A 20513-nucleotide genomic window follows, 5' to 3' on the forward strand; every position below is an offset into this window, starting at 1 on the left:
GTCGTGGCACAGCAGACAGCGTCCGACCCGGCCGGGAACGGCTCCGGCCAGGCGCCCCGTACGCGGTGGAGCGCCTGGCACCTCCATCTCGGCTCCAACGCGCGGTCGTTGCTCGACAGGGTGGCGAGCGAGGTCGTCGAGCCGACGGTCCGCACGCTCGACGGCGCGCCGTGGTTCTTCATCCGCTACTGGGAAGGCGGTCCCCATCTCCGCTTCCGCGTGGGCGACTTGGGACCGGCGGAGTTCGAACGGGCGGAGCGGCTGCTGCACGAGCGGCTGGCGGCCGTCGGCCCGCCCGCCCCGGACGAGGCCCGCGTCGACGCGGAGGCGTACCGGGCCGAGGCGGAGCTGCTCGCGCGGAACGAGTACGGCAGCGACCGCGTCGTCCCGCCGCTCAGGGAACCGGGCGTGTACCGCGAGGTGTACGAGCCGGAGACGGAACGGTACGGCGGGCCGGAGCTGATGCCGCGCACCGAGCGGCTCTTCCAGCTCTCCAGCTCCCTGGTGCTCGCGCTCCTCCCGCACGTGTCGACCCCGCAGGCCCGCTCCGCCCTGGCCCTGCGCGCCACCGTCTCCGCCGCGGCGGCCCTCGGGGACGGGACGGAGCAGGCCGCCTTCTACGCCCACAGCCTCGCGGCCTGGCGGTCCTGGGCGTCCCGCCTCGGGCGCACCGAGGAGGAGCTCGACGAGATGTGCCGCATCCCCGCGAGAGCCGTCCGCCCGGTCGACCCGGCGGAGCACGGCCCCTTCGCCGCCTGGCACGGCGCGCTTGCCGAGCTCGTCGATGCGGTACGCGCCACCACGGCGACCGTCCCCGGGCAGATCGTCGTCTCCCACGTGCACATGCTCCACAACCGCCTCGGCCGCAACCTCTTCGACGAACTGCGCACCTACGCGTGGCTGGCGCACGCCTTCCCGGCGGCGCATCCGCTCCCGGAGGACCGGCCGTGACGCGCCCTCCGCGCATCGCCGTCGTCGGTTCCGGCATCGGCGGGCTGACCCTGGCCGCGTCGCTCGCCGAGTCGGGCACGCCGTGCGAAGTCTTCGAGCAGGCCCACGCGTTGACGGAGATCGGCGCCGGAGTGCAGCTCGCACCGAACGCCGCGCGCCACCTTCTCGGGCTCGGCCTCGGAAGCGAACTGGCCCGGGACGCGGTGCCGGTCGAGGAGATGCGGGTGCACGGCTGGACGGGCGAGCTCATCGCTGCCACGCCGTTCGGAGTGGCGTGCGAGAAGCTGTACCTGGCGCCCTACTACGCCGTGCACCGCGCGGATCTTCAGCAGGCGCTGCTGCGGCTGGTCGGGGAGCGGCCGTTGCGGTTGGGCCACCGGTTGCAAGCGGTCTCGCGGGACGGCGAGGAGCAGGTCCTCACCTTCGCGGACGGGACCACGCACCGTGCGGACCTCGTGGTGGGGGCCGACGGCATCCACTCGGTGGTGCGCGAGTCGCTCGTCCGGGACGCCCCCGTCTTCTCCGGGCTCGGCGTCTTCCGCGGACTGGTTCCGATGGAACGGCTGTCCGCCGCGGCGCGTGAACCGCTGATCCGCATGTGGTGGGGCCCCGGCCGGCACCTCGTCTGCTATCCGGTCTCGGGCGGCCGGTGGATGAGCTTCGCCGCGATCGCTCCGCTCGCCGAGGCGGGCGCGGAATCCTGGTCCGCGCCGGGCGATCCCGCCGAGCTGGTGGCTGCCTTCGCCGGGTGGGGCGGGCTGGTGCCGGAGATCACCGAGGCTGCCGGGACGGTGCGCAGGTGGGCGCTGTACGACCGTCCGGAGCTGTCCACCTGGTCGTCGGAGAGGCTCACCGTGCTCGGCGACGCCGCGCACCCGATGCTCCCGTTCATGGCGCAGGGCGCCAACCAGGCGGTCGAGGACGCCGCCGAGCTGGCCTCCCTCCTCGCCGGCGCCGGGCGCGACGACGTCCCTGAGGTGCTGACCAGGTACGAGCAGGCACGCGCTCCGCGTACCGCGGCCATCCAGCACGGTTCCCGGGGCCACGCCGACTCGATGCACCTGCCCGACGGCGAGCAACAACGCGCACGGGACCGGGCATTGCGGCAGGAAGCGGGGATGGAGGGGCTGCTGCGGCGGGTGTGGCTCTACGGCCACGAGGCGGGCGGCACCGCCTCCGCACGGGCCCGCACGGCCGGGGCCGGGGCGTCATGAGCGCGGGCGGTCCGCACGTGGCCGTGGTCGGCGCGGGCGTCTCGGGGCTCGCCGTCGCGATCATGCTGCGTCGGCGCGGGGTGCGCTGCGACATCTACGAGCGGTCGGGGACGCTGGGGGCCGTGGGCGCGGGCATTCAGCTCTCGCCCAACGGCGCCCGCATCCTCCACGAGCTCGGGGCCGAGCCCGCGGTCCGCCGCAGCGCGCTCACCGCGGGAGCGATCGAGACGCGCCGCTGGGACGACGGAAGGCTGCTCTCGCGCGTGGTGCACGGCAAGAGCTGCGAGGACAGGTTCCGGGCGCCTTACTACCTGGTGCACCGCGCCGATCTTCAGAGCTGCCTCCTGGACCTGCTGCCACCCGGCCGGCTCCACCTCGACCGGGCCGCGAGCGGTGTCGTGGAGCACGCGGACCGGGTGGAGTTGCGCTTCGCCGACGGCGGCTCGGCGTCGGCGGACCTCGTCGTCGGCGCCGACGGGGTGCACTCGGCTCTGCGCCGCGCGGTCGTCGACGACGAGCCGGTCTTCGCCGGCTACTCGGTCTACCGCGGGCTGGTGCCGGCCTCCGCCGTGCCCTCGTTCGCGGAGGACCCGCGGGTGATGTTCTGGTTCGGGCCCGGCCGCCACCTCACCTACTACCCCGTCTCCTCCGGCCGGGAGGTCCATTTCAGCGCGGTGTGCGCCGACCCCGCGGGAGGTGCGGGACCGCGCAGCGCATCCGTCGACGTCGGCGAGGTGCCGGCCCGGTTCGCGGGCTGGCACCGGGACGCCCGGCGGGTGCTGCTCGGCGCCGAGTCGGTGACTCGGTGGGGCCTGTTCGACCGGGACATGTCCGCGCGTCTGAGCACCTCTCGGGTGGCTCTCGTCGGGGACGCCGCGCACCCGATGCTGCCCTTCCTCTCGCAGGGGGCGAGCCAGGCCCTGGAGGACGCGGTGGTGCTGGCGGGGCTGCTCGGCGCGCTGCCCGACGACGTGCCGGGCACGTTGCGCCGGTACGAGGAGCTGCGCCTGCCGCGGACGTCCGCGGTCCACCACCGGTCGCGCCTGCGGTCCGGCAGCTTCCACCTGGCGGACGGACCGGAGCAGGCCGAGCGGGACGCCGGACTGGCGGCACGGCAGGACTTGGCGCACCTCGACTGGCTCTACGGCGACGCCGTCAGCGCGGCGCGCGTCCCGGCCGCCGGCTGACGCGGCAGGGGCGGGGCCGGCGTCCGGCCGGCCCCGCCACGCTTGCGCGCCCGTCACTCGGGCTTGGGGTCCCAGCGAAAGCGGCTGACTGCCAGGAGTGTGCCCAGGACGCCCCATGCGGCCAGGATTCCGAGCTCCTTCCACAGGAAGCCGCCCGAGTCGGCGAAGGCGGCGAGCATCGCCTCGTTGAACGGCTTCACCGGCAACAGGCCCGCGATGGTGTTCAGCACGTCGGCGTGGACGGGGAAGAAGGTGCCCGAGACGAAGACCAGCGGAAACTGGATGAACTGCACCAGCGCCGGGGCGGATTCGGCGCTCTTGACGAGCGAGGCGACCCCGGCGCCGAGGGCGCAGAAGCTCGCGGCACCCAGCACGAGGGTCGGCACGAGGGCCGCCCAGTGCGCGGGCGGCGCCACTCCGTAGAGCGAGCCGACACCGAGGACGAGGAGGACGTCGACGACGCTGACGAGCACGCAGTGCGCCAGCAGTCCGACGAAGTACACCCAGGCCGGCAGCGGCGTGGCCCGCAGCCGCTTGAGCATCCCGGTCTGCCGCCGGGTCGAGAGCACGATGGCCAACTGGCCGTAGCAGGCGCCGAGTACGGAGATGGCGGCGATGGTGGGCGTGTAGTACTCCATGCTGGAGAGCCCGAAGTAGAAGTCCTGCTTCTCGTCTCCGCCGAAGACCGCGCCGAAGATGGTCACGAAGAGCACCGGCAGCAGGAAGGTGAAGAGCACGGCCTGCGGGTTGCGCCAGAACGAGAGCTGCTCGTAACGGATTTGGTGGAGCACCAGTCCCGCTCGTCCGCGCCCTTCGGCGCCGCTGCGTCGCGCTTCGGGCCGTACGGGTGCTGCGGGCGGAGAGGCCGGGGTCGAGGTGGTCACGAACGGCTCCGAATCTTCCGACGCCCTCGGGTGCGAGGGGCGCGCTGGGACGGTTCCTCCTCGAAGGAGCGGGTGAGGTCGAGGTAGGCCTCCTCCAGGGAGGGGCGCTCGACGGTGAGCCGGCCGAGTTCCGCCCCGCGGTGCACGGCCCACGCGGTGAGCGTGTGCAGGGCGGCCGTCGGCTCCGACACCTCGGCGGTGACGAGGCGGTCGGCGGCGGACGCGTGCGCGGTGGCCTCCCGTACCGGCAGGGGGAGTTCCGCCGTCGTGGTGCCCGGCGGCAGTACGAAGCTGATCCGGGCGCGGGCGCCGTCCCTGCCGCCGAGGGTGGCCGGGGTGCCCGACTCGACGAGGCGGCCGTCGGCGAGGACGGCCACGGAGTCGGCGAGCGCCTGGACCTCGTCCATGTAGTGGGTGGTGAGCACGATGGTGGTGCCCGAGTCGCGCAGGTCCCTGACCACCTGCCAGGCGGTGTGCCGGGCGCTGGGGTCGAAGCCCGTGGTCGGCTCGTCGAGGAAGAGCAGGCGCGGGTTTCCGACGACTCCCAGTGCCAGGTCGAGCCGGCGCTTCTGCCCGCCCGAGAGGTCCTTGACCTTGGCGGTCCGCTTGTCGTGGAGGCCGACGAGCTCGGCCACCGCGTCGACGTCCCGGGGGACGCGGTAGTACCCCGCGTTGCGTGCGAGCGTCTCGCGCACCGTCAGGTACGGCTCGACGGCGATGTCCTGCAGGACGAGGCCCACCTGCTCGCGCAGTTCGCGGGCGTCGGAGGCGCTGCCGGGGTCGAGACCGAGTACCTCGACCCGTCCTCCGTCGCGGTGCCGGAAACCCTCCAGGATCTCCAGCGCCGTCGTCTTGCCCGCGCCGTTGGGTCCGAGCAGGGCGAAGATCTCGCCCTGCGCCACGGTGAAGTCGATTCCGTGCAGTACCTCGTGGCTTCCGTAGTTCTTCCGCAGACCGTCCACGGCGACCGCCGTCATCGTCCGTGCTCCCGTTCGTCCATGCCGCTCCTCCGTCCGCTCCTCCCGCAGCCTGCGGGTTGCCGGCAGAGCGACCGTAGGGTTCGGCGGGCGGTCGGGAGGAGGGGCGCCGGAGCGATCGGTGACAGGCGTCACGGAAGCCGCGACAGTTGTCAACGGCACCCGACCGCCCTGGACGAGGAGCCGACGACTGGTGCGCCGGTGACAGGGGCCGGCAGCGGCGGAGGGACGGCTCGCCTCCTTGTCACGAGGCGAGCCGTTCCCCGGTCGGTTGAACGCTCGGGACGGTTGGGCTCTTCGCGCTTCGGTGCCGCGGGGCGCCTGCCCCTGTGCGGCCAACTAGCAGCAGAGTGCGCTCATTTCGCCCGTACGCGGTGCGCCCCTCGCGGCAACGTCGAGGCCGCGCGGGCGGCGCGTGCGTCAGGCCCCGTGCGGGCCGGGTGCCGCGCTGCCCTCGTACTCGCCGAGGTCGGAGACGAGTCGGGTCAGTGCGGGGTCGCCGTCGTAGCGGCGCTGGTGGAGTGCGGCGATCCGCTCGCCGGTCTCCGGGTCCGGGTCGTCGGTGAGGTCGAACGACACGAACTTGTCGACCAGCGGCAGCCCTATCTCGTCGGTGCGGCGGTGGGCGGGGTGCATGAGGTACTCCCAGTAGCCGTCGAGGTCCTCGATCCGGAAGGTGGCACCCCACTCGTACGTGCCGCCGTGGTCCCGGCCGACGAGGAAGGAGCGTACGGAGGGGATCACTTCGCCCTGGTTGCGGAGGCTCGCGAGGGCCTCTTCGAGCTGCTCCGGCGCGGTGCCGGGCTTGAAGGTGAAGCGGACGCAGTGGTGGATCATCGGATGCTTCCTTTCGGTGTGTTCACTGGGTTCGGGTGTCACCGGGGCATGACGCGACCGTGGGACGGTGGCGAGCCGGACGAGCCCCGCGACGACGGCGCCGACCGCCGTCGCACCGCCGGCCCAGGCGAAGGCGTCGGCGAGTCCGGTGGTGCCGGCGAGGGGCTGTACGAGCAGCGGGGAGAGGAACTGCCCGAGGAAGACGGCCGTGACGAGGCCGCCGAGGACCCGGCCACGCCTTTCGGGACGGGCGAGTTCGCTGAGCCGCAGGTTGAGGTTGGGCACGACGAGCCCGACGCCGGCGCCGCCGACGAGCATGCCCGTCAGGACTTGGACGGTCGTCCCGGCCGTGCCGACGAGCAGCCAGCCGGCGCCCAGCAGCGCGAGGGCGGAGGCGGTGAGCGTCGTGGCGGCCGACCTCCGGCGCAGGGCGGGGAAGGCGAGGGCGCCGACCGTGCCGGAGAGCGTGCTCCCGGCGATCACCGCGCCGACGACGGTGGTGCTGCTGCCGAACTCGCCGAGTACGAACGGCAGTTGCGTGGGCGCCATGTAGAAAACCACCGTGGCGAGGAGCGCCACCGCGTACACGCCGAGGATGCGGCCGCCGTTCCGCGCGCCCCGGTGAGGCTCGGCGGCCGTACCGCCGAGCCGGGGCCGCGGTTCCTCGCGCAGGGCGAGCAGCGCGAGGACGGCGACGGCGGCCGAGACGGTGTAGAGCCAGAACGGTGCCCGCCAGCCGATCGTGGCCAACAGCCCGCCGAGCGGCAGGAAGACGGCGCCGCCCAGGCTCGCGCACGCCTGTTGCAGCCCGAGGAACGAGGCCCGTCGCTGCCCGTCGAACCAGCCGGTGAGGGTGGCGGCGACCGCCGTCATGATGCCGCCCACCGCGACGCCGAGCAGCGCCCTGGTGGCCAGCAGCAGGTACAGGTCGGTGGCGAAGGCTCCGGCCGTGCCGCTGAGTGCGTAGAGCACGAGGCTCGACACCAGCAACGCGCGGGGTCCGAGGCGGTCGGCGAGGAGCCCGGCCGCCGGTGCGGTGAGTGCGATGGCCAGCGAGGTGACGGTCAGCACGAAGCGGACGAGGAGGTCGGCGCCGGGTGCGCCGGCGAACTCCCGTTCCATCGCGGGCAGTCCGGGCGCGATGATCGCCGCGGCCATGAGCGTGAGCGTCGCCGCGGCCAGGACCGTGGCCCGGGCGAGGCGCGAGGGCTCCTGCCGCGCTGCGTGCGGTGTCGTCGTGGTGGCCATGGTGGCGCTCCTTTCGTGCGGCCGGTCAGTGCCAGAGCGCGACCATGAAGAGGAGCGCGAAGAGGAGGACGGCGAGCGTCAGCGACCAGAGGACGCGTTCCGTGCTCGGGGCGGTGGTCGGGGTGTCGGTCATGGCGGTGTCTCCTCCGGTGTTATGTGTGGTTGACCACTCACTACTTGGGCCAAAAAAAGGGCCGCGGTGAGCGCGGTGCTGTGCCTGCGGCGTTCAGCGCCAGAGCGCGAACAGCGCCACGTCGAGCGCGGCGAGCGGCGCGAGCAGGGCCCAACGGACGGCGGCGGAGCGGGACACGGGGTCACCTCCCCTCGGGTTTCAGTAGTGGCGGAGCCCGTCGGAGAGCGTCCGCGCCCAGGGGGCGTCGACCTCGTGGGAGTCTATGGCGACCACCAGGTGGCAGAGCGTGCCCACGGCGAAGAACCGCTGGATGTCGGCCTCCGCCGCGCCGGAGACGCCGCGTACGTACTCGACGAGCCGTGCGTACCCGGTGCGCACCGCCTCGCGGATGGCGGGCTCCGACGCGGCGGCGCACTGTGCGTGGAGCTGGAGCAGCAACAGGTCGCGGTCGGCGATGAGTCGGGCGTACGCGTCGCCCATCGCGTCGAGTACGTCCTGCGGTGCGGTGCTTTTCGCTGCGGCGGCTCCGTCGCCGAAGCTCTCGCGGATGCGGGCGAAGCAGTGCTCGGAGACGGCGACGAAGAGCGTTTCCTTGTCGGGGAAGAGGCGGTAGACGTACGCCTGGGAGATGCCTGCCCGCTGGGCCACGTCCGTGGTGGTGGTGCCGAAATAGCCCCGGGCGGCGAAGGCGCTGACGGCTGTGGTGAGGACTGTCCTGCGCCGCTCCTCGGCGGTGGAGAGCTGTCGCTGCGAGACGGGATTCGGCATGTGATTAATCAACCACTCACCCCTGCGGCTGTCAACTCGCGCGTGCTCCCGGACGCGGCAAGTGAGGCTTCCAACACCGGAGTTGGGGCTCTTCCTGCCGCATGACTCGGCTCCGCCCTCCCGTCGGGGAGCGGGGCCGAGTCGTGGAGTCGCGAACCTCAGGAGGTGAAGCGGGACGCTATCTCCTTGCCGCGGGCCGTCGCCGACTCGTGCGCCTTGGCGCGCGACTCGCGGGCGAGGCCGACGAGTTCGGCCATCGCCGGGTTGCCCTCGGCGAGCGTCAGCTCCGGCACGATGAACTCCAGGTCGAGCTGGAACCCGCCCTCGCCGAGCATCTTCTCCAGGTAGTTGAGGACGAACTCGAAGCTCTCCCGCGGGGTGCCGGGGCCGTAACCGCCGCCGCGGCTGGCGACGACGGTGGTGGGGGTGCCGGCGGCCGAGGGCTTCTCGGTGGCCGTCGTGCGGCCCATGAGGATCGTCTGGTCGAGCCAGGACTTGAGCGTCGACGGGATCGTGAAGTTGTACATCGGGGCGCCGATGAGGACGGCGTCGGCCTGCTCCAACTCCGTTGCGAGGGTGTCGCGGAGCTCGTAGGCGGCGGCCTGCTCGGGCGTGCGCTCCTCGGGGGCGACGAGCGCCGAGGTGAAGGCGGTGACGTCGATGTGCGGGAGGGGGTTCGCCGCGAGGTCGCGGTAGACGACGGTGCCGTCGGGGTGCTGTTCCTCCCAGGCCTTGCGGAACGAGGCGGTGACGTCGCGCGAGACGGAGCCCGAGTCGGGGAAGAGCGACGAGTCGATGTGCAGCAGGGTGGCCACCTGTAACTCCTTGTGTTGCATAAGTTTGTTCTGTTCCCCCCGCACCTATTGATAACACAGCTACTTACTTTTTTGCATCTCCTTGACTTGTCCTAGTACCCTGAGGCGCATGGCGGAGCTGCGGGACGAACCAGCGGGGCCGGGAGAGATGTGCACCGAGCCCGAGAGCGGGATGACGCGCGTCTTCCAACTCCTCGGCAAGCGCTGGACGGGGCTGATCCTCGCCGCCCTCATGAACGGTCCCGGGCACTTCGCCCAACTCCGCCGCGCAGTCCCCGGCATCAGCGAGCGGATGCTCTCCGACCGCCTCACCGAACTCGCCGGGCTCGGCCTCGTGCGCCGCACCGTCGAGGAGGGCCCGCCGCTGCGCGTCAGTTACGAGCTCACCGACGCCGGCAGGGCCATCAGGCCGGCCCTCGTCGAGCTCACCAAGTGGGCCGAGGAGCACCTGCGGGCGGGCGAAGGGGCGCGCTGCCCCGGGGAGTTCAGGGACTGAGGCGTACGGAGCCGGCCGTTCGCGGTTTGCCCCGGTGCGTACGCTGGTCGGGATGAACGCGAACCCGGAAGCCGGACCGACCGCCGAACGCGGCGGTACCGCACGCCTGGAGCAGGCGGTGCGTGCCGCGGAGACGGCGCTCATCGAGTACGAGATCGCCGTCGAGTCCTTCCGGGTCGAGGTGGAGAACTTCTCCCGCCTCCACCACCAGCGACTCGGCCCCGTCTACTCGCGCCTCGACGAACTCGAGGCCCAGATCGCCGAGGCCGTGGCGGAGCGCAGCGAGGACCCGGAGGACGCACGCACGGCGCGCGAGAAGCGCGCCGCCGTGCTGCCGATGCCCGAGGTCGAGGAGCTCTTCTTCGGCTGGGTCGACTCCGAGGGGATGCGCCCGGAGGCGACGGCGATGCTCAACGAGCAGTCCGTCACCCCGCCGGGCCGCGTACGCCCGAGCGAGGACGCGCGGCGGGCCTACCGCGAGCTGGTGCGCGCGGCCCACCCGGACCTCGCGAGGGACGAGCCGGAGCGCAAGCGCCGCGAGGAGTTCCTCGTCCGCGTCAACCGCGCCTACGCGGACGGCGACGAGGCCGCGCTCACCGCCCTCGCCGAGGAGTGGGCCGCGGGCCCCTCCCCCGAGCCGACGGAGCTGACGCGCGCCGAGGAGCTCTACGCACGCCTGGAGTGGCTGGCCCAGCGGAAGGAGCAACTCACCGCGATCGTCTCGGAGTTGGAGGAGAGCGCCATCGGCTCGATGCTGCGGATGGCGCCCGACGACCCCGACGCGCTCCTCGACGAGATCGCGGAGAAGCTCCTCGCGCAGGTCTCCCAGCGGGAGACGGAGCTGGAGCGGCTGCGGACGGGCGACTGAGCCCCCGCTACCGTCACCCCCGCGGCGCGCTGCCGTACCCGGTCCTCGTCCGCGGCTTCCGTGCGACGTACCTTCTCTCGCCCGGCCAACGGGTCGGACCGGAAGCGCCGCAAGACGAGAACGGTCCGGCGGGTCGCGCCCGCCGCACGAAACCGGAAGAGGTGTGGGAGATGAACGCACGTATGCCCGAGGTCGACGCCGCGTCCGTGCCCGCCGACGCGCTCCTCCTCGACGTCCGCGAGGACGAGGAGTGGGACGCGGGCCACGCAGAGGAGGCGCTGCACGTGCCGATGAGCGAGTTCGTCGGCAGGCTCGGCGAGGTGACCTCGCGCACGGGCGAGGGGCAGCCGGTGTACGTCGTCTGCAAGGCAGGGGGGCGCTCGGCGCAGGTCGCGCAGTACCTCCTTCAGCAGGGGGTGGAGGCAGTGAACGTCTCGGGCGGCATGCTCGCCTGGGAGGCCGCGGGGCGTCCGCTCGTCGCGGAGGGCGGCACGGAGCCCCAGGTGGTGTAGGCGAACCACCGCTCCGCTAGGGCGAGTCGGGCTCGCCGCCCGGCACGTCGGGAGGGCCGGGCGGTGCGGGGGTGCCCGGTTCCGGCTGCGGTGGCGGAGCGGGGTCCGGCTGCGGCCCGGGGGACGGGGGGTTGGGGCCAGGGGGTACGGGGGTGGGTTCAGGGCCCGGCGGGTTCGGACCCGGTGGGCCCGGGACCGGTGTGGGCCGGGGGTCGGGGCCGGGCGTGGGCTCCGGGTCCGGGGGGTTCGGCTCGGGTGGTGTTCCGGGTTCCGGTGGGGGCTGGGGCTCTCTCACGTCGTTCCACCTCTCACGTGCGGGCAACTCCCGCTTGCGGGCGGCCGGTTCGACGGGACGAGGGGCCCCGGTTCCGGCCGAACGTCCCGCGAGCCGGTGTGCGTCACCCGTCGCACGGTACGTTGCCCTCGTGTGCGGGCCAACCGTCGTGCTGCCCGTACGCGGTCATGGTCCCGCTGCCGGGTGTCACGCGCACTTCGAGTGGCGCGCGGGGTTGTGCGGATGCAGTGGGGAGCCGGAGCGAGGGCTGCTGTTGTGCGCCCCGGGGTCATAGGGTGAGCGCGCGCGTACTTCCGGGCGGGGTGCGGTCGACGGGGAACGTGGGGAGCTGGGAGGGCATGGAGCCACAAGTGCACGAGCCGGCGCACGAGCCGGGCGCCCCGGTCGGTGCCGCCGCGCTCCCCCTGCGGACGAGGATCGTCGCCGCCCTCGCCGTCGGTGCCGTGGCGGTGGGCGCGTCCGTCCACCTCGGCATGGTCTTCCTCCACGTCGCGCCGGACAACAGCCTCAGCAAGAAGCACGACGCCGCGATCGACGCGTACGTCTACCCCGAGTTCGAGCAGAACTGGAAGCTCTTCGCGCCCAACCCGCTCCAGCAGAACATCCACGTCCACGCGCGCGCCGTGGTGGCCCACGACGACGGCGGCAACGAGACCACCGGCTGGGTCGACCTCACCGCCGTCGACGGCGAGGCGATACGCGGCAACCCCGCGCCCAGCCACACCCAGCAGAACGAACTCCGGCGCGCGTGGGAGTTCTTCGGCAACTACCACGACGACGACGGCCAGCCCATCGGCATGCGCGGCGAACTCTCCCAGGAGTACCTCAAGCGGATCGTGATGCACCGCTTCGGTCCCGAGCTCAACGGCGGCACCGTCGAGCGGATACAGGTGCGCTCCGCGGTGACACCGGTGGCGGCGCCCGGCTGGAGCGAGGAGCGCATCGACACCGAGACGCAGTACAGCACCCAGCCGTGGTGGCAGATCGCCAGCTCCGACCTTCCCGGAGGAGCAGGCAGGTGAGCGAGGCGCAGGTGCCGCAGCACGACGGCGAACGGGCGGCCGGGTGGACGCAGACGCGGGGTGAGCGCTGGCTCTCGCGGGCCCTGGCCCGCGTGACGGGCAGCGTGCTGGGGCCGTACCAGACGGCGGTCGTCCGCATCGGTTTCGGGACGGCCTGGCTCTTCTTCCTGCTCCGCGAGTGGCCGCACCGCCGCCGGCTCTACGGACCCGACAGCACCTGGAGCTTCGAGCTCGGGGAGCGGCTGCTCGACTCCAACCACGCGTTCAGCGTGCTGATGTGGTCGAGCTCCCAGTTCTGGTTCGAGCTCGTCTACCACCTGGCGATCCTCGCCAGCGTCGCGCTCCTCCTCGGCTGGCGTACGCGGATGAGCTCGGTCTTCTTCATGGTCGGGGTGCTCTCCCTCCAGAACCGCAGCATCTTCATGGGGGACGGCGGCGACAACGTCATCCACCTGATGGCGATCTACCTCGTCTTCACCAGGTGCGCCCGGGTGTGGTCGCTCGACGCGAGGCGGGCGCGCCGGTGCGCGGACGGGGGGCCTTCCTTCGGCGCGACGGGTCCCGTGCTCTGGGCGGTCTGCGGCGCGGTGCTGCTCGGGGGGACGTTCACCGGGGGGTTCTCGCTCGGCTGGGGGCTGCTCTTCTGGGGGCTCTGGCTCGCGCAGGGCGCGTGGTGGCTGCTGACCCGCACGGCCGCCACCACCGGCAACACCGAGGGCCGCGACCTGATGGATGTCGTCGCCAACGTCCTCCACAACGGGGCGCTGTTGGTGATCATGGTCGAGGTCTGCCTGATCTACGCGACCGCCGGGTGGTACAAGATCCAGGGCTCGCGCTGGCAGGACGGGACCGCCGTCTACTACCCGATGCACCTGGACTACTTCTCGCCGTGGCCCGAGCTGAGCGAGGTGCTCGCGGGGAACGGCCTGATGATCATGGTCGTCACCTACGGCACGGTGCTCATGCAGGTCGCCTTCCCCTTCACGCTCCTCAACCGGCGCGCGAAGAACGTCCTGCTCGCCCTGATGATCGTCGAGCACCTCGGCATCGCCGTCCTCCTGGGGCTGCCGTTCTTCTCCCTCGCGATGATCGCGGCCGACATCGTCTTCCTCCCCACCGCGCTCCTGGTGTGGACCGGCGCACGCACCGACGCGCTCCGCCGCCGGCTCACCCGCCGCCGCCCGGACGCGGAAGCCCCGCGCCACCTGCCGCGCCCGCGCTCCGCCGACGCGCCGGCACCCGACCCCGCGCAGGCCGCGGACGCGGACCGGGCACGGCGCTGACCGCGAGGCGGCGCGACGGCCGCTCCCGCGGGGCCCGTTAGGCTCGGGAGGATGCCGCACCGCCCCGAGACGTCCAGTACGCCCGATCCGCTTGCGCCCGTGCGGAGTTGGCACCGGCTCCGGGCGGACGAGGGCGACGCAGCGGTGGTGCTCGACGGTTTCCACGCGCTCAAGCACGCGCTGCGCTTCGGCGCGCACGTCCCCGTCGCGCTCACCGAGGACGCCGGGTCCGTGCTCGACCTCGCCGACGCCCTCGCACCCGACCTCACGGCGCCCCTGCGGACGCTGCTCGACGAGGTCCCGCCCGGCACCCTCGGCACCCTCGTGCCGCGCGCCCACCCGACCGGGGTCGCGGCCCTCGCCGCCCGCGCCGGCGCACCCGCCGTGCCGCGCTCCGGTGCGCGCACGGCGCCGCTCGTCCTGCTCGACGATCCGCGCAACCTCGGCAACGTCGGCGCCGTCGTACGCCTAGCCGCCGGATGCGGTGCGGCCGGCGTCCTCACCACGGGCGGGACGGACCCCTGGCACCCGGCCGCCGTACGCGCAGGCGCCGGGCTGCACTTCGCGACGGCCGTCGCGAGGGCCGAGCCGGACGCGCTCCCCGAGGGCCCGCTCTACGCGCTGGACCCCGAGGGCGACGACCTGCGCGGCCTCGATCTCCCCGAGGGCGTCCTCCTCGCCTTCGGCACCGAGCGCCACGGCCTCTCCCCCGCGCTGCGGAAGCGGGCCGACCGGCTCGTCTCGCTTCCGATGGAGCCGCTCGTCTCCAGCTACAACCTTGCGACGAGCGTGGCGATGGTGCTCTACCACTGGATGTCGCGGCGCCCGTGAGCCGGGAAAGGACGAGGGGCCCGGCCCTCCGCCGCGCGGGCGGAGGGCCGGACCCCGGGTGGTGCGCGTCAGGGAGAGGTCAGAGGTAGGGGCCGCCGGAGCGGGCGCCCGGGTCCTCGCCCGCGGCCTTGGCGATGTCCTCGGGGACGGCGCCCGGGGGCAGCGCACGGCGCATCTGCTCCAACTGGGCCCGCGCCGCCATCTGTTGGGCGAAGAGCGCTGTCTGGATGCCGTGGAAGAGGCCCTCGAGCCAGCCGACGAGCTGGGCCTGCGCGATCCGCAGCTCGGCGTCCGTGGGGTTGGACCCCTCGGTGAAGGGGAGGGAGAGCCGCTCCAGCTCCTCGATCAACTCGGGTGCGAGGCCGTCCTCCAGCTCCTTGATGGAGCTGGTGTGGATCTCCTTGAGGCGGGCGCGGCTCGCCTCGTCGAGAGGGGCCGCCTTCACCTCCTCCAGCAGTTGCTTGATCATGCTTCCGATCCGCATGACCTTCGCGGGCTGCTCGACCATCTCCGTCACGGGGACCTCAGCCTGCTCCTCGCCTTCGGCGTCACCGCCCTTCGCGGTGGTGCCGAGAGCCATCCCGTCCGGGCCGACGACCAGGACCTGCGGGCTCTCCTGAGACGACTGTTCGTTGCTCGGCTGTGTCATACCCACCATTCTGCAACGCCCCGACCCTCCCGTGCCCGGCAACCCCGGCACCGGGTGGCCGCCCGCGGTCGGTGCGGCGTGTGCGTCAGCCGCGGCGGAGCCGGTAGCCGAGGAAGCCGAGGCCGAGGCCGATGAGGCCGAGCCCGGCGCCGAGCGACAGGACGGGGAAGACCTGGCGGCCGGCGTGGGCGCGGGTGCCGGGGACGGCGCCGGCCTCCTCCGCCTCGTGCGAGGGAAGGGGAGCCCGGGAGGCGTCCTCCGGTTTCGCTGCTGGCGAACTCGGTTGCCTGCGGGGGGAGTCGGAGTGCTTGCGCGGGTGGTCGGCGTCGCGCCGCTCGTCCGCGCCGGGCTTCCGGGGCTTCGGGGTGCGGTCCTTGGAGGGCTCGGGTGCGTGGTGGGGCTGCGGGTCCCGTGCGTCCGAAACGGGTGGCCGCGCGGTCGTCTCCCGGCGGGGCGCCACCCCCGGGGTGCCGATCGCCTCGCGCGCCTGCTTCTCCGCTTCCCTGGCGAGGCGTTCACCCTTCTTCCGCGCCGCGTCCGCGAGCCGACGCGCCTCCTCCTGCGCCGAGTGCGCGGGCGCATCGCCGGAGCCGCCGGGGTGTCCCCCGGGGTGCGGCGCCTCGGCGGCGGGCGGGAGGCCGGTCGGCAGCGCGGTGGTCGGCAGGCGGCCCGGCCACTGCTGCGCACTGCCGGCCTCGCTCGGACCCGGGTCGCGGTCGTACGGGCCGGGGGCGGAGGGGCCGGGGGCCGCGGCGGTCGGGCTCGCCTGCGCAGGCGTCGCGGTCGCCGCTGCGGGGACGGCGACGGCGGTACAGACGAGGAGGGAAAGGAGGGTGTCGCGGAGGGAGCTGAGCCCTGGGCGGCGGCCGGTTTCTGCATGGCGAGCGTGTCCCACGGCTGCGACCTTCCCGAGCCGGGCGGTGCACTGTCGCCACCAGCGTCACATGGCGCAAGGATTCCGGCATTTCGGGCGTAAATCCCACAAGTGTGTTCCGTGCAGCCGACCGGTCCCGAGCCGGGAGGCGGCCCGCCACGGGTCGGTCACGTCGTCAGGAGGAGCTTGCCGAAGTGGCCGCCCCGCTCCAGCGCGAGGTGCGCGTCGGCCGCCTCGCTCATCGGGAACGTGCGGTCGATGATCGGGGAGACCTCGCCGGCGGCGAGGAGCGGCCAGACGTGCTCGCGTACCGCGGCGACGATCGCGGCCTTCTCCTCCGGAGGCCGGCCGCGGAGCGAAGTCGCCGCCACCGAGGCGCGCTTGGTGAGCAGCGCGCCGAGGTCGAGCTCGGCCTTGCGGCCGCCCTGCATGCCGATGACGACGAGGCGGCCCCCGGTCGCGAGCACCCGCACGTTCGGCCCCAGGTACTTGGCGCCCATGATGTCGAGGACGACGTCGGCCCCCCGGCCCGAGGTGGCCTCCCGCACCTCCTCGACGAAATCCTGCTCCCGGTAGTTGACGAGGACCTCGGCGCCGAGCTCCCTGCACCTCTCCAGCCCTTCGGGCGTCCCCGCCGTGACGGCGACGCGGGCGCCGAACGCCGTCGCAAGCTGCACCGCCATGGTGCCGATTCCGCTCGCGCCACCGTGCACGAGCAGCGTCTCGCCGTGCCGGAGCGCCGCGGCCTGGAAGACGTTCGACCAGACGGTGCAGACCACCTCGGGCAGCGCCGCCGCCTGCACCGTCTCCAACCCGTCGGGTACGGGCAGCAGTTGGCCCGCCGGAACGGCCACCTGCTGCGCGTACCCGCCGCCGCCGAGGAGGGCGCAGACCTCGTCGCCCACCGACCAGTCCGTCACGCCCTCGCCGAGCGCGGCGACGCGTCCCGCGCACTCCAGGCCCGGGTAGGGGCTGATGCCGGGCGGCGGGTCGTAGAACCCCTGGCGCTGGAGCAGGTCGGCCCGGTTGACGGCGCTCGCGGCGACGTCGACGAGCACCTCGCCGGGGCCCGGCTCGGGTGCGGGCACCTCGTCCCAGACGAGTGCCTCGGGGCCGCCGGGCTCGGGGATGGTGATGGCATACATGGCACACATGGCCCCGACGCTACCGCGCACGCCGGGCCGGAGCCGTCCGCCTGCCGGGCGCTCAGTCCTCGATGGTCGTGGGCGGTGCGGGGGCGGCCCGCTGGATGGCCACGACCCGGTCGGTGAGCTGGAGTTGGGCGGCCTCCGGATCGTCGAAGGAGAGGACGCGGTGGCCGCGGACGACGGCGACGACGAGGTCGGCCGTCTCCCGCGGCGAGCGGCCGGCCTCCGCCCGGGTGACGGGGCGCTCCTTGAGCGCGAGACCGGTGTCCCGCTGGATGAGGTCCTCCAAAACGGAGCTGGCGTACGGGCTCAGCATCGCGGCGCCCAAGAGGCGCCCGGCGGCGCTGGCGCTGGTGACGACGGCGTCGGCGCCCGACTGCCGCAGCAGCGAGGCGTTCTCCTCCTCGCGGACCGCGGCGACGATCTTGACGCGCGGGTTGAGCTGCCGCGCCGTCAGCGTCACCAGCACCGCCGTGTCGTCGCGCTGGGGCGCCACCACGATCTGCTTCGCGCGCTGCGTCTCCGCGCGCAGGAGGACGTCGCTGCGGGTGCCGTCGCCGACGACGCCCGCGTATCCCTCGGAGTTGGCGATCTTCATCACCTGGCTGCTGGGGTCGATGAGGACGATCCGGTCCTTGGCCATGCCGGTCGCCAGCAGCGTCTCCGTCGCCGACCTCCCCTTGGTGCCGAAACCGACGACGACGGTGTGGTCGCGCATGGCGGACCTCCAGCGGGCCTGGCGCCACTGCTCGCGGGTGCGGTCGGTGAGCGCTTCGAGCGTGGTGCCGATGAGGATGATCAGGAAGAGGACCCGGAAGGGCGTCACCACCAGCGCGTTGACGAGGCGGGCCGAGTCGGTGGCGGGGGCGATGTCGCCGTAGCCGGTGGTGGAGAGGGTGACGGTGGCGTAGTAGAGGCAGTCGAGGAACGAGAGGCTGCCGCCGTTGTCGTCCCGGTAGCCGTCGCGGTCGAGGTAGACCACGACCACCGTCGCCGCCAGCACCAGCAGCGCCGCGAGGAGCCGCCGCGCCACCTGCCGCAGCGGGGAGACCTCGGGGCGCGGCAGCATCACCTGGCGCTGGCCGGTGTCGCCCGCCGCCTTCTTCACCACGGCAGGCCCAGCAGCTCCACCACCGCGCCGGCGGCTGCTCCCCCCGGCGGGACGACGGCGAGCGCGGAGGCAGAGGCGATGCCGCGGAGCATCGCGGGACCCGAGAAGTGCACCGGACGCACGGCGGCCACGCCCACCTCGGGCGTCTCGGTACGCACCGGCACCAGGCGGGTCTCCTCGCCCCTGCCCGGCACGTCCTCGGCGAGCGGCGCCGAGGCGGGACGCAGCGCGGGCGCGGCGGCGGACCCCGGTCCGACGGCGAGGACGCCGGTGAGCGCGAACGGGTCGAGCAGGTCGGACTGTTCGGGGCTGTCGGCGCTGCGGGGGCCGCGGCCCGAGAGGGTGCGCAGCAGCGGTTCGGCGAGGGTGAGGAGGGCGGCGAGGGCCGCGAAGGGGTTGCCGGGGAGTCCGACGAGGTGGCGGGGGCGCTCGGCGTCGGGCGCGTCGAGCGCGGCGAGGAGCATCGGGTGCCCCGGGCGTACGCGGACCCCGTCGACGAGGGTGCGGGCGCCCAACTGCTCCAGTACGGGCCGCAGCCGGTCGGCCGGGCCCGCCGCCGTGCCGCCTGTCGTGACGACGAGGTCGGCCGTGGAGGTGGCCACCGCCTCGTGGAGCGCCTCCGCGTCGTCGCCCAGGCGGCGGGTGACGAGCACCTCGGCGCCGAGGAGGCCGAGCCACGGGCCGACCATCGGGCCGAGCGCGTCCCTGATGCGGCCGCCCGTCGGGAGGCCGCGGTGGAGGAGTTCGTCGCCGAGGACGAGCACCTCGACACGGGGGCGCCGCACGACCTCGACGCGGTCGTACCCGGCAGCCGCCGCGAGCCCGAGCACCGGCGGGGTGACGGGGTGGCGGTCCGCGAGGAGGCGGTCGCCCGTGCGGCACTCCTGGCCGCGCGGGCGGATGTCGGTGCCCGGCTGGGGTTGCGCGGCGGAGTGCAGCCGCGTGCCGTCGAGCTCCGCGCGCTCGCTGCGCAGCACGGCTCCCGCGCCCGGGGGCAGCCGGGCGCCCGTGGCGATGCGTACGGCCTCGCCGTCGGTGAGCGCGGGCGGTTCCGCCGTTCCGCCGGCGAGGACGCCCGGCTCGTCCGGCGGGGCCACCGGCTCCCACGGCCCGGGGCCTGCGACGGCCCAGCCGTCCATCGCCGAGGTGTCGAAGGGTGGGAGGTCCGTGAGCGCCGTGAGCGGGGCGGCGAGGGTGTGCCCGAGCGCGTCCTCCAGCGGCAGGGTGACGGTGGGGAGCGGGCCGGCGGCGCGGGCGGCGAGGGCGCGGGCCTGCGGCCAGTCGAGCGCGGAGGCGTGGCCGCGGCGCTCGTTCCCGCCCGCGGACTCGCCGTGCGCGCGGGGCTCGGGTGCGCTCCCCTCGCGGTGCGTATCGGGCTCTCTGCGGCCCCAGTTGGCGAGGGCGATCGCCTCGTCGAGTTCGTCGGAGCCGCTCATCGTTCCTCCGCTCGCCTCTCGGTCCCGTCCTCCTCGGCCGCCCAACGCTGTGCGAGCGCCGTCGCCTTGCGCACCGCCTCGCGCACGTCCTCCTCGGTGCCGCCCGCGTTGGCGGCCGCGTAACCGACGAGGAAGGCGGTGAGCGGGGCCGCGGGGCGCGCGACGCCGTGCGCGGCGTCGCGGGCGAGGTCGAGGAGCGCCGTCGTGAGGCCCGGTGGGGCGGAGTCGGTGGCGTCCTTGGGGCCCTCGGTGTCGAGTTCGACGCCGAGTTCGGCTTTGGCTGCGGTCATCCATTCGGTCAGCACGGTGCCATGCTCCCTGATCGCGGTACGGGCGCGGACGACGTCCTCCCAGGTGTCGCAGTCGAAGGCGGCGCCGGGGCGCGGGCCCTCGTCGGGTACGCGGCGCAGCGACAGCTCCGGCAGGAGCAGCCGGAGCGGGAGGCCGGAGAGCGCACCGTACTCCGTCCTGAGCAGGGCGAGTTCACGCCGGAGCGGATCGCTCCGGTAGACGGCGAGGAGCGGCTGGTCGCGGCCTTCCGCGTGCACCAGCGCGCCCTCGGCGCCGGCTTCACCGGCCGCCGCGAGGAGGGCGCGCACGGTGGCGCGGGTGACGAAGGGGAGGTCGGCGGAGAGAACGAGCAGCAGCGGCGCCGTGGTGCGGCGGAGCCCGGCGTCGAGCGCCGCGAGCGGGCCCAGGCCCTCGGCGCCGCTCGGGCTCTCGCTGGTGAAGTCGACGGCGCGCGCGGTGGGCCGGCGCGGGCCGACGACGACGGTGCGCGCGGCGTCGGTGCAGGAGCCCAGGGCGCGGTCGAGGAGGGTGCGTCCGCCGACGGTGAGCGCCGGCTTGTCGGCGCCGCCGAGGCGGCGTGCGCCGCCGCCGGCGAGCACGACCGCGTCGTAGGGAGGGCAGGGGCGTTGGCTCACGCTTCGAGCCTACGGAGGGTGCGGCGGCGCCGTCACGACGGGTGCGGC

20 protein-coding genes are annotated in these 20513 nt (G+C 73.9%); 9 read left to right on the top strand and 11 right to left on the bottom strand.

Annotated features, from left to right (window positions below; all coding sequences use genetic code 11):
- The first annotated feature begins 3 nt into the window (after positions 1-3).
- From F603_RS0119635 to F603_RS0119645, 3 genes are read left to right on the top strand one after another with little or no spacing between them, the layout of a single operon-like run.
- Positions 4-951, top strand: a complete 948-nt coding sequence (locus tag F603_RS0119635) for a thiopeptide-type bacteriocin biosynthesis protein (protein ID WP_019547685.1) — start codon at positions 4-6, stop codon at positions 949-951.
- Positions 948-2165 (top strand): FAD-dependent monooxygenase, encoded by a 1218-nt coding sequence (locus F603_RS0119640; RefSeq protein ID WP_019547686.1) that lies wholly within the window; start codon positions 948-950, stop codon positions 2163-2165. Before F603_RS0119635 ends, F603_RS0119640 begins: the two co-directional genes overlap by 4 nt.
- Entirely contained in the window at positions 2162-3352 is a 1191-nt protein-coding gene (locus tag F603_RS0119645; RefSeq protein ID WP_026328563.1) for an FAD-dependent monooxygenase, read from the top strand. Before F603_RS0119640 ends, F603_RS0119645 begins: the two co-directional genes overlap by 4 nt.
- Before the next feature lie 53 nt (positions 3353-3405).
- Here F603_RS0119645 and F603_RS0119650 read toward each other — a convergent pair whose 3' ends face one another.
- The 5 genes from F603_RS0119650 to F603_RS0119680 all read right to left on the bottom strand — a co-directional run bounded on the left by F603_RS0119650 (position 3406) and on the right by F603_RS0119680 (position 9014).
- Entirely contained in the window at positions 3406-4236 is an 831-nt protein-coding gene (locus tag F603_RS0119650) for an ABC transporter permease (protein ID WP_026328564.1), read from the bottom strand.
- Positions 4233-5213, bottom strand: a complete 981-nt coding sequence (locus F603_RS0119655) for an ABC transporter ATP-binding protein (RefSeq protein WP_019547689.1) — start codon at positions 5211-5213, stop codon at positions 4233-4235. Before F603_RS0119655 ends, F603_RS0119650 begins: the two co-directional genes overlap by 4 nt.
- 420 nt (positions 5214-5633) lie before the next feature.
- Positions 5634-7298: an MFS transporter gene (locus tag F603_RS0119660; protein WP_019547690.1), complete on the bottom strand. Its 1665-nt coding sequence runs from the start codon at positions 7296-7298 to the stop codon at positions 5634-5636.
- A gap of 331 nt (positions 7299-7629) precedes the next feature.
- Positions 7630-8199: a TetR/AcrR family transcriptional regulator gene (locus tag F603_RS0119675; protein ID WP_019547691.1), complete on the bottom strand. Its 570-nt coding sequence runs from the start codon at positions 8197-8199 to the stop codon at positions 7630-7632.
- Between the two features lie 158 nt (positions 8200-8357).
- Complete coding sequence (locus tag F603_RS0119680; protein ID WP_019547692.1) at positions 8358-9014, bottom strand: FMN-dependent NADH-azoreductase; 657 nt, start codon at positions 9012-9014, stop codon at positions 8358-8360.
- Between the two features lie 148 nt (positions 9015-9162).
- Between F603_RS0119680 and F603_RS0119685 the strand changes: the two genes are divergently transcribed.
- The 6 genes from F603_RS0119685 (at position 9163) to F603_RS0119710 (ending at position 14321) form a co-directional block, all read left to right on the top strand.
- The gene (locus F603_RS0119685) at positions 9163-9510 is read left to right on the top strand and encodes a winged helix-turn-helix transcriptional regulator (RefSeq protein ID WP_019547693.1); all 348 of its coding nucleotides are present in this window, start codon (positions 9163-9165) and stop codon (positions 9508-9510) included.
- A 52-nt stretch (positions 9511-9562) separates the two neighbouring features.
- Positions 9563-10378 carry a hypothetical protein gene (locus F603_RS0119690; RefSeq protein WP_245600830.1) on the top strand — a complete coding sequence of 272 codons (816 nt, stop codon included), beginning with the start codon at positions 9563-9565 and terminating at the stop codon, positions 10376-10378.
- Between the two features lie 170 nt (positions 10379-10548).
- Entirely contained in the window at positions 10549-10890 is a 342-nt protein-coding gene (locus tag F603_RS0119695) for a rhodanese-like domain-containing protein (RefSeq protein WP_019547695.1), read from the top strand.
- Positions 10891-11523: 633 nt separating this feature from the next.
- The gene (locus tag F603_RS0119700; protein WP_245600831.1) at positions 11524-12207 is read left to right on the top strand and encodes a DUF5819 family protein; all 684 of its coding nucleotides are present in this window, start codon (positions 11524-11526) and stop codon (positions 12205-12207) included.
- Positions 12204-13490 carry an HTTM domain-containing protein gene (locus tag F603_RS0119705; protein ID WP_019547697.1) on the top strand — a complete coding sequence of 429 codons (1287 nt, stop codon included), beginning with the start codon at positions 12204-12206 and terminating at the stop codon, positions 13488-13490. Before F603_RS0119700 ends, F603_RS0119705 begins: the two co-directional genes overlap by 4 nt.
- A gap of 51 nt (positions 13491-13541) precedes the next feature.
- Positions 13542-14321: a TrmH family RNA methyltransferase gene (locus F603_RS0119710; RefSeq protein ID WP_019547698.1), complete on the top strand. Its 780-nt coding sequence runs from the start codon at positions 13542-13544 to the stop codon at positions 14319-14321.
- Positions 14322-14400: 79 nt separating this feature from the next.
- Here F603_RS0119710 and F603_RS0119715 read toward each other — a convergent pair whose 3' ends face one another.
- From F603_RS0119715 to F603_RS0119740, 6 genes are all read right to left on the bottom strand, one after another.
- Positions 14401-14970 carry a bacterial proteasome activator family protein gene (locus tag F603_RS0119715; RefSeq protein WP_016906239.1) on the bottom strand — a complete coding sequence of 190 codons (570 nt, stop codon included), beginning with the start codon at positions 14968-14970 and terminating at the stop codon, positions 14401-14403.
- Between the two features lie 85 nt (positions 14971-15055).
- Positions 15056-15865, bottom strand: a complete 810-nt coding sequence (locus tag F603_RS0119720; RefSeq protein ID WP_019547699.1) for a hypothetical protein — start codon at positions 15863-15865, stop codon at positions 15056-15058.
- Positions 15866-16011: 146 nt separating this feature from the next.
- On the bottom strand, positions 16012-16989 hold the full coding sequence (locus tag F603_RS0119725; RefSeq protein WP_019547700.1) for an NAD(P)H-quinone oxidoreductase: 978 nt from the start codon (positions 16987-16989) through the stop codon (positions 16012-16014).
- A gap of 61 nt (positions 16990-17050) precedes the next feature.
- Entirely contained in the window at positions 17051-18103 is a 1053-nt protein-coding gene (locus tag F603_RS0119730; protein ID WP_019547701.1) for a potassium channel family protein, read from the bottom strand.
- The gene (locus F603_RS0119735) at positions 18097-19539 is read right to left on the bottom strand and encodes a molybdopterin molybdotransferase MoeA (protein ID WP_019547702.1); all 1443 of its coding nucleotides are present in this window, start codon (positions 19537-19539) and stop codon (positions 18097-18099) included. Before F603_RS0119735 ends, F603_RS0119730 begins: the two co-directional genes overlap by 7 nt.
- Positions 19536-20465 carry an NTP transferase domain-containing protein gene (locus F603_RS0119740; protein ID WP_106431355.1) on the bottom strand — a complete coding sequence of 310 codons (930 nt, stop codon included), beginning with the start codon at positions 20463-20465 and terminating at the stop codon, positions 19536-19538. The genes F603_RS0119735 and F603_RS0119740 overlap by 4 nt, the downstream gene beginning before the upstream one ends.
- Positions 20466-20513: the final 48 nt, after the last annotated feature.

This window comes from Streptomyces sulphureus DSM 40104 (assembly GCF_000381025.1).
GTDB lineage: Bacteria > Actinomycetota > Actinomycetes > Streptomycetales > Streptomycetaceae > Streptomyces > Streptomyces sulphureus.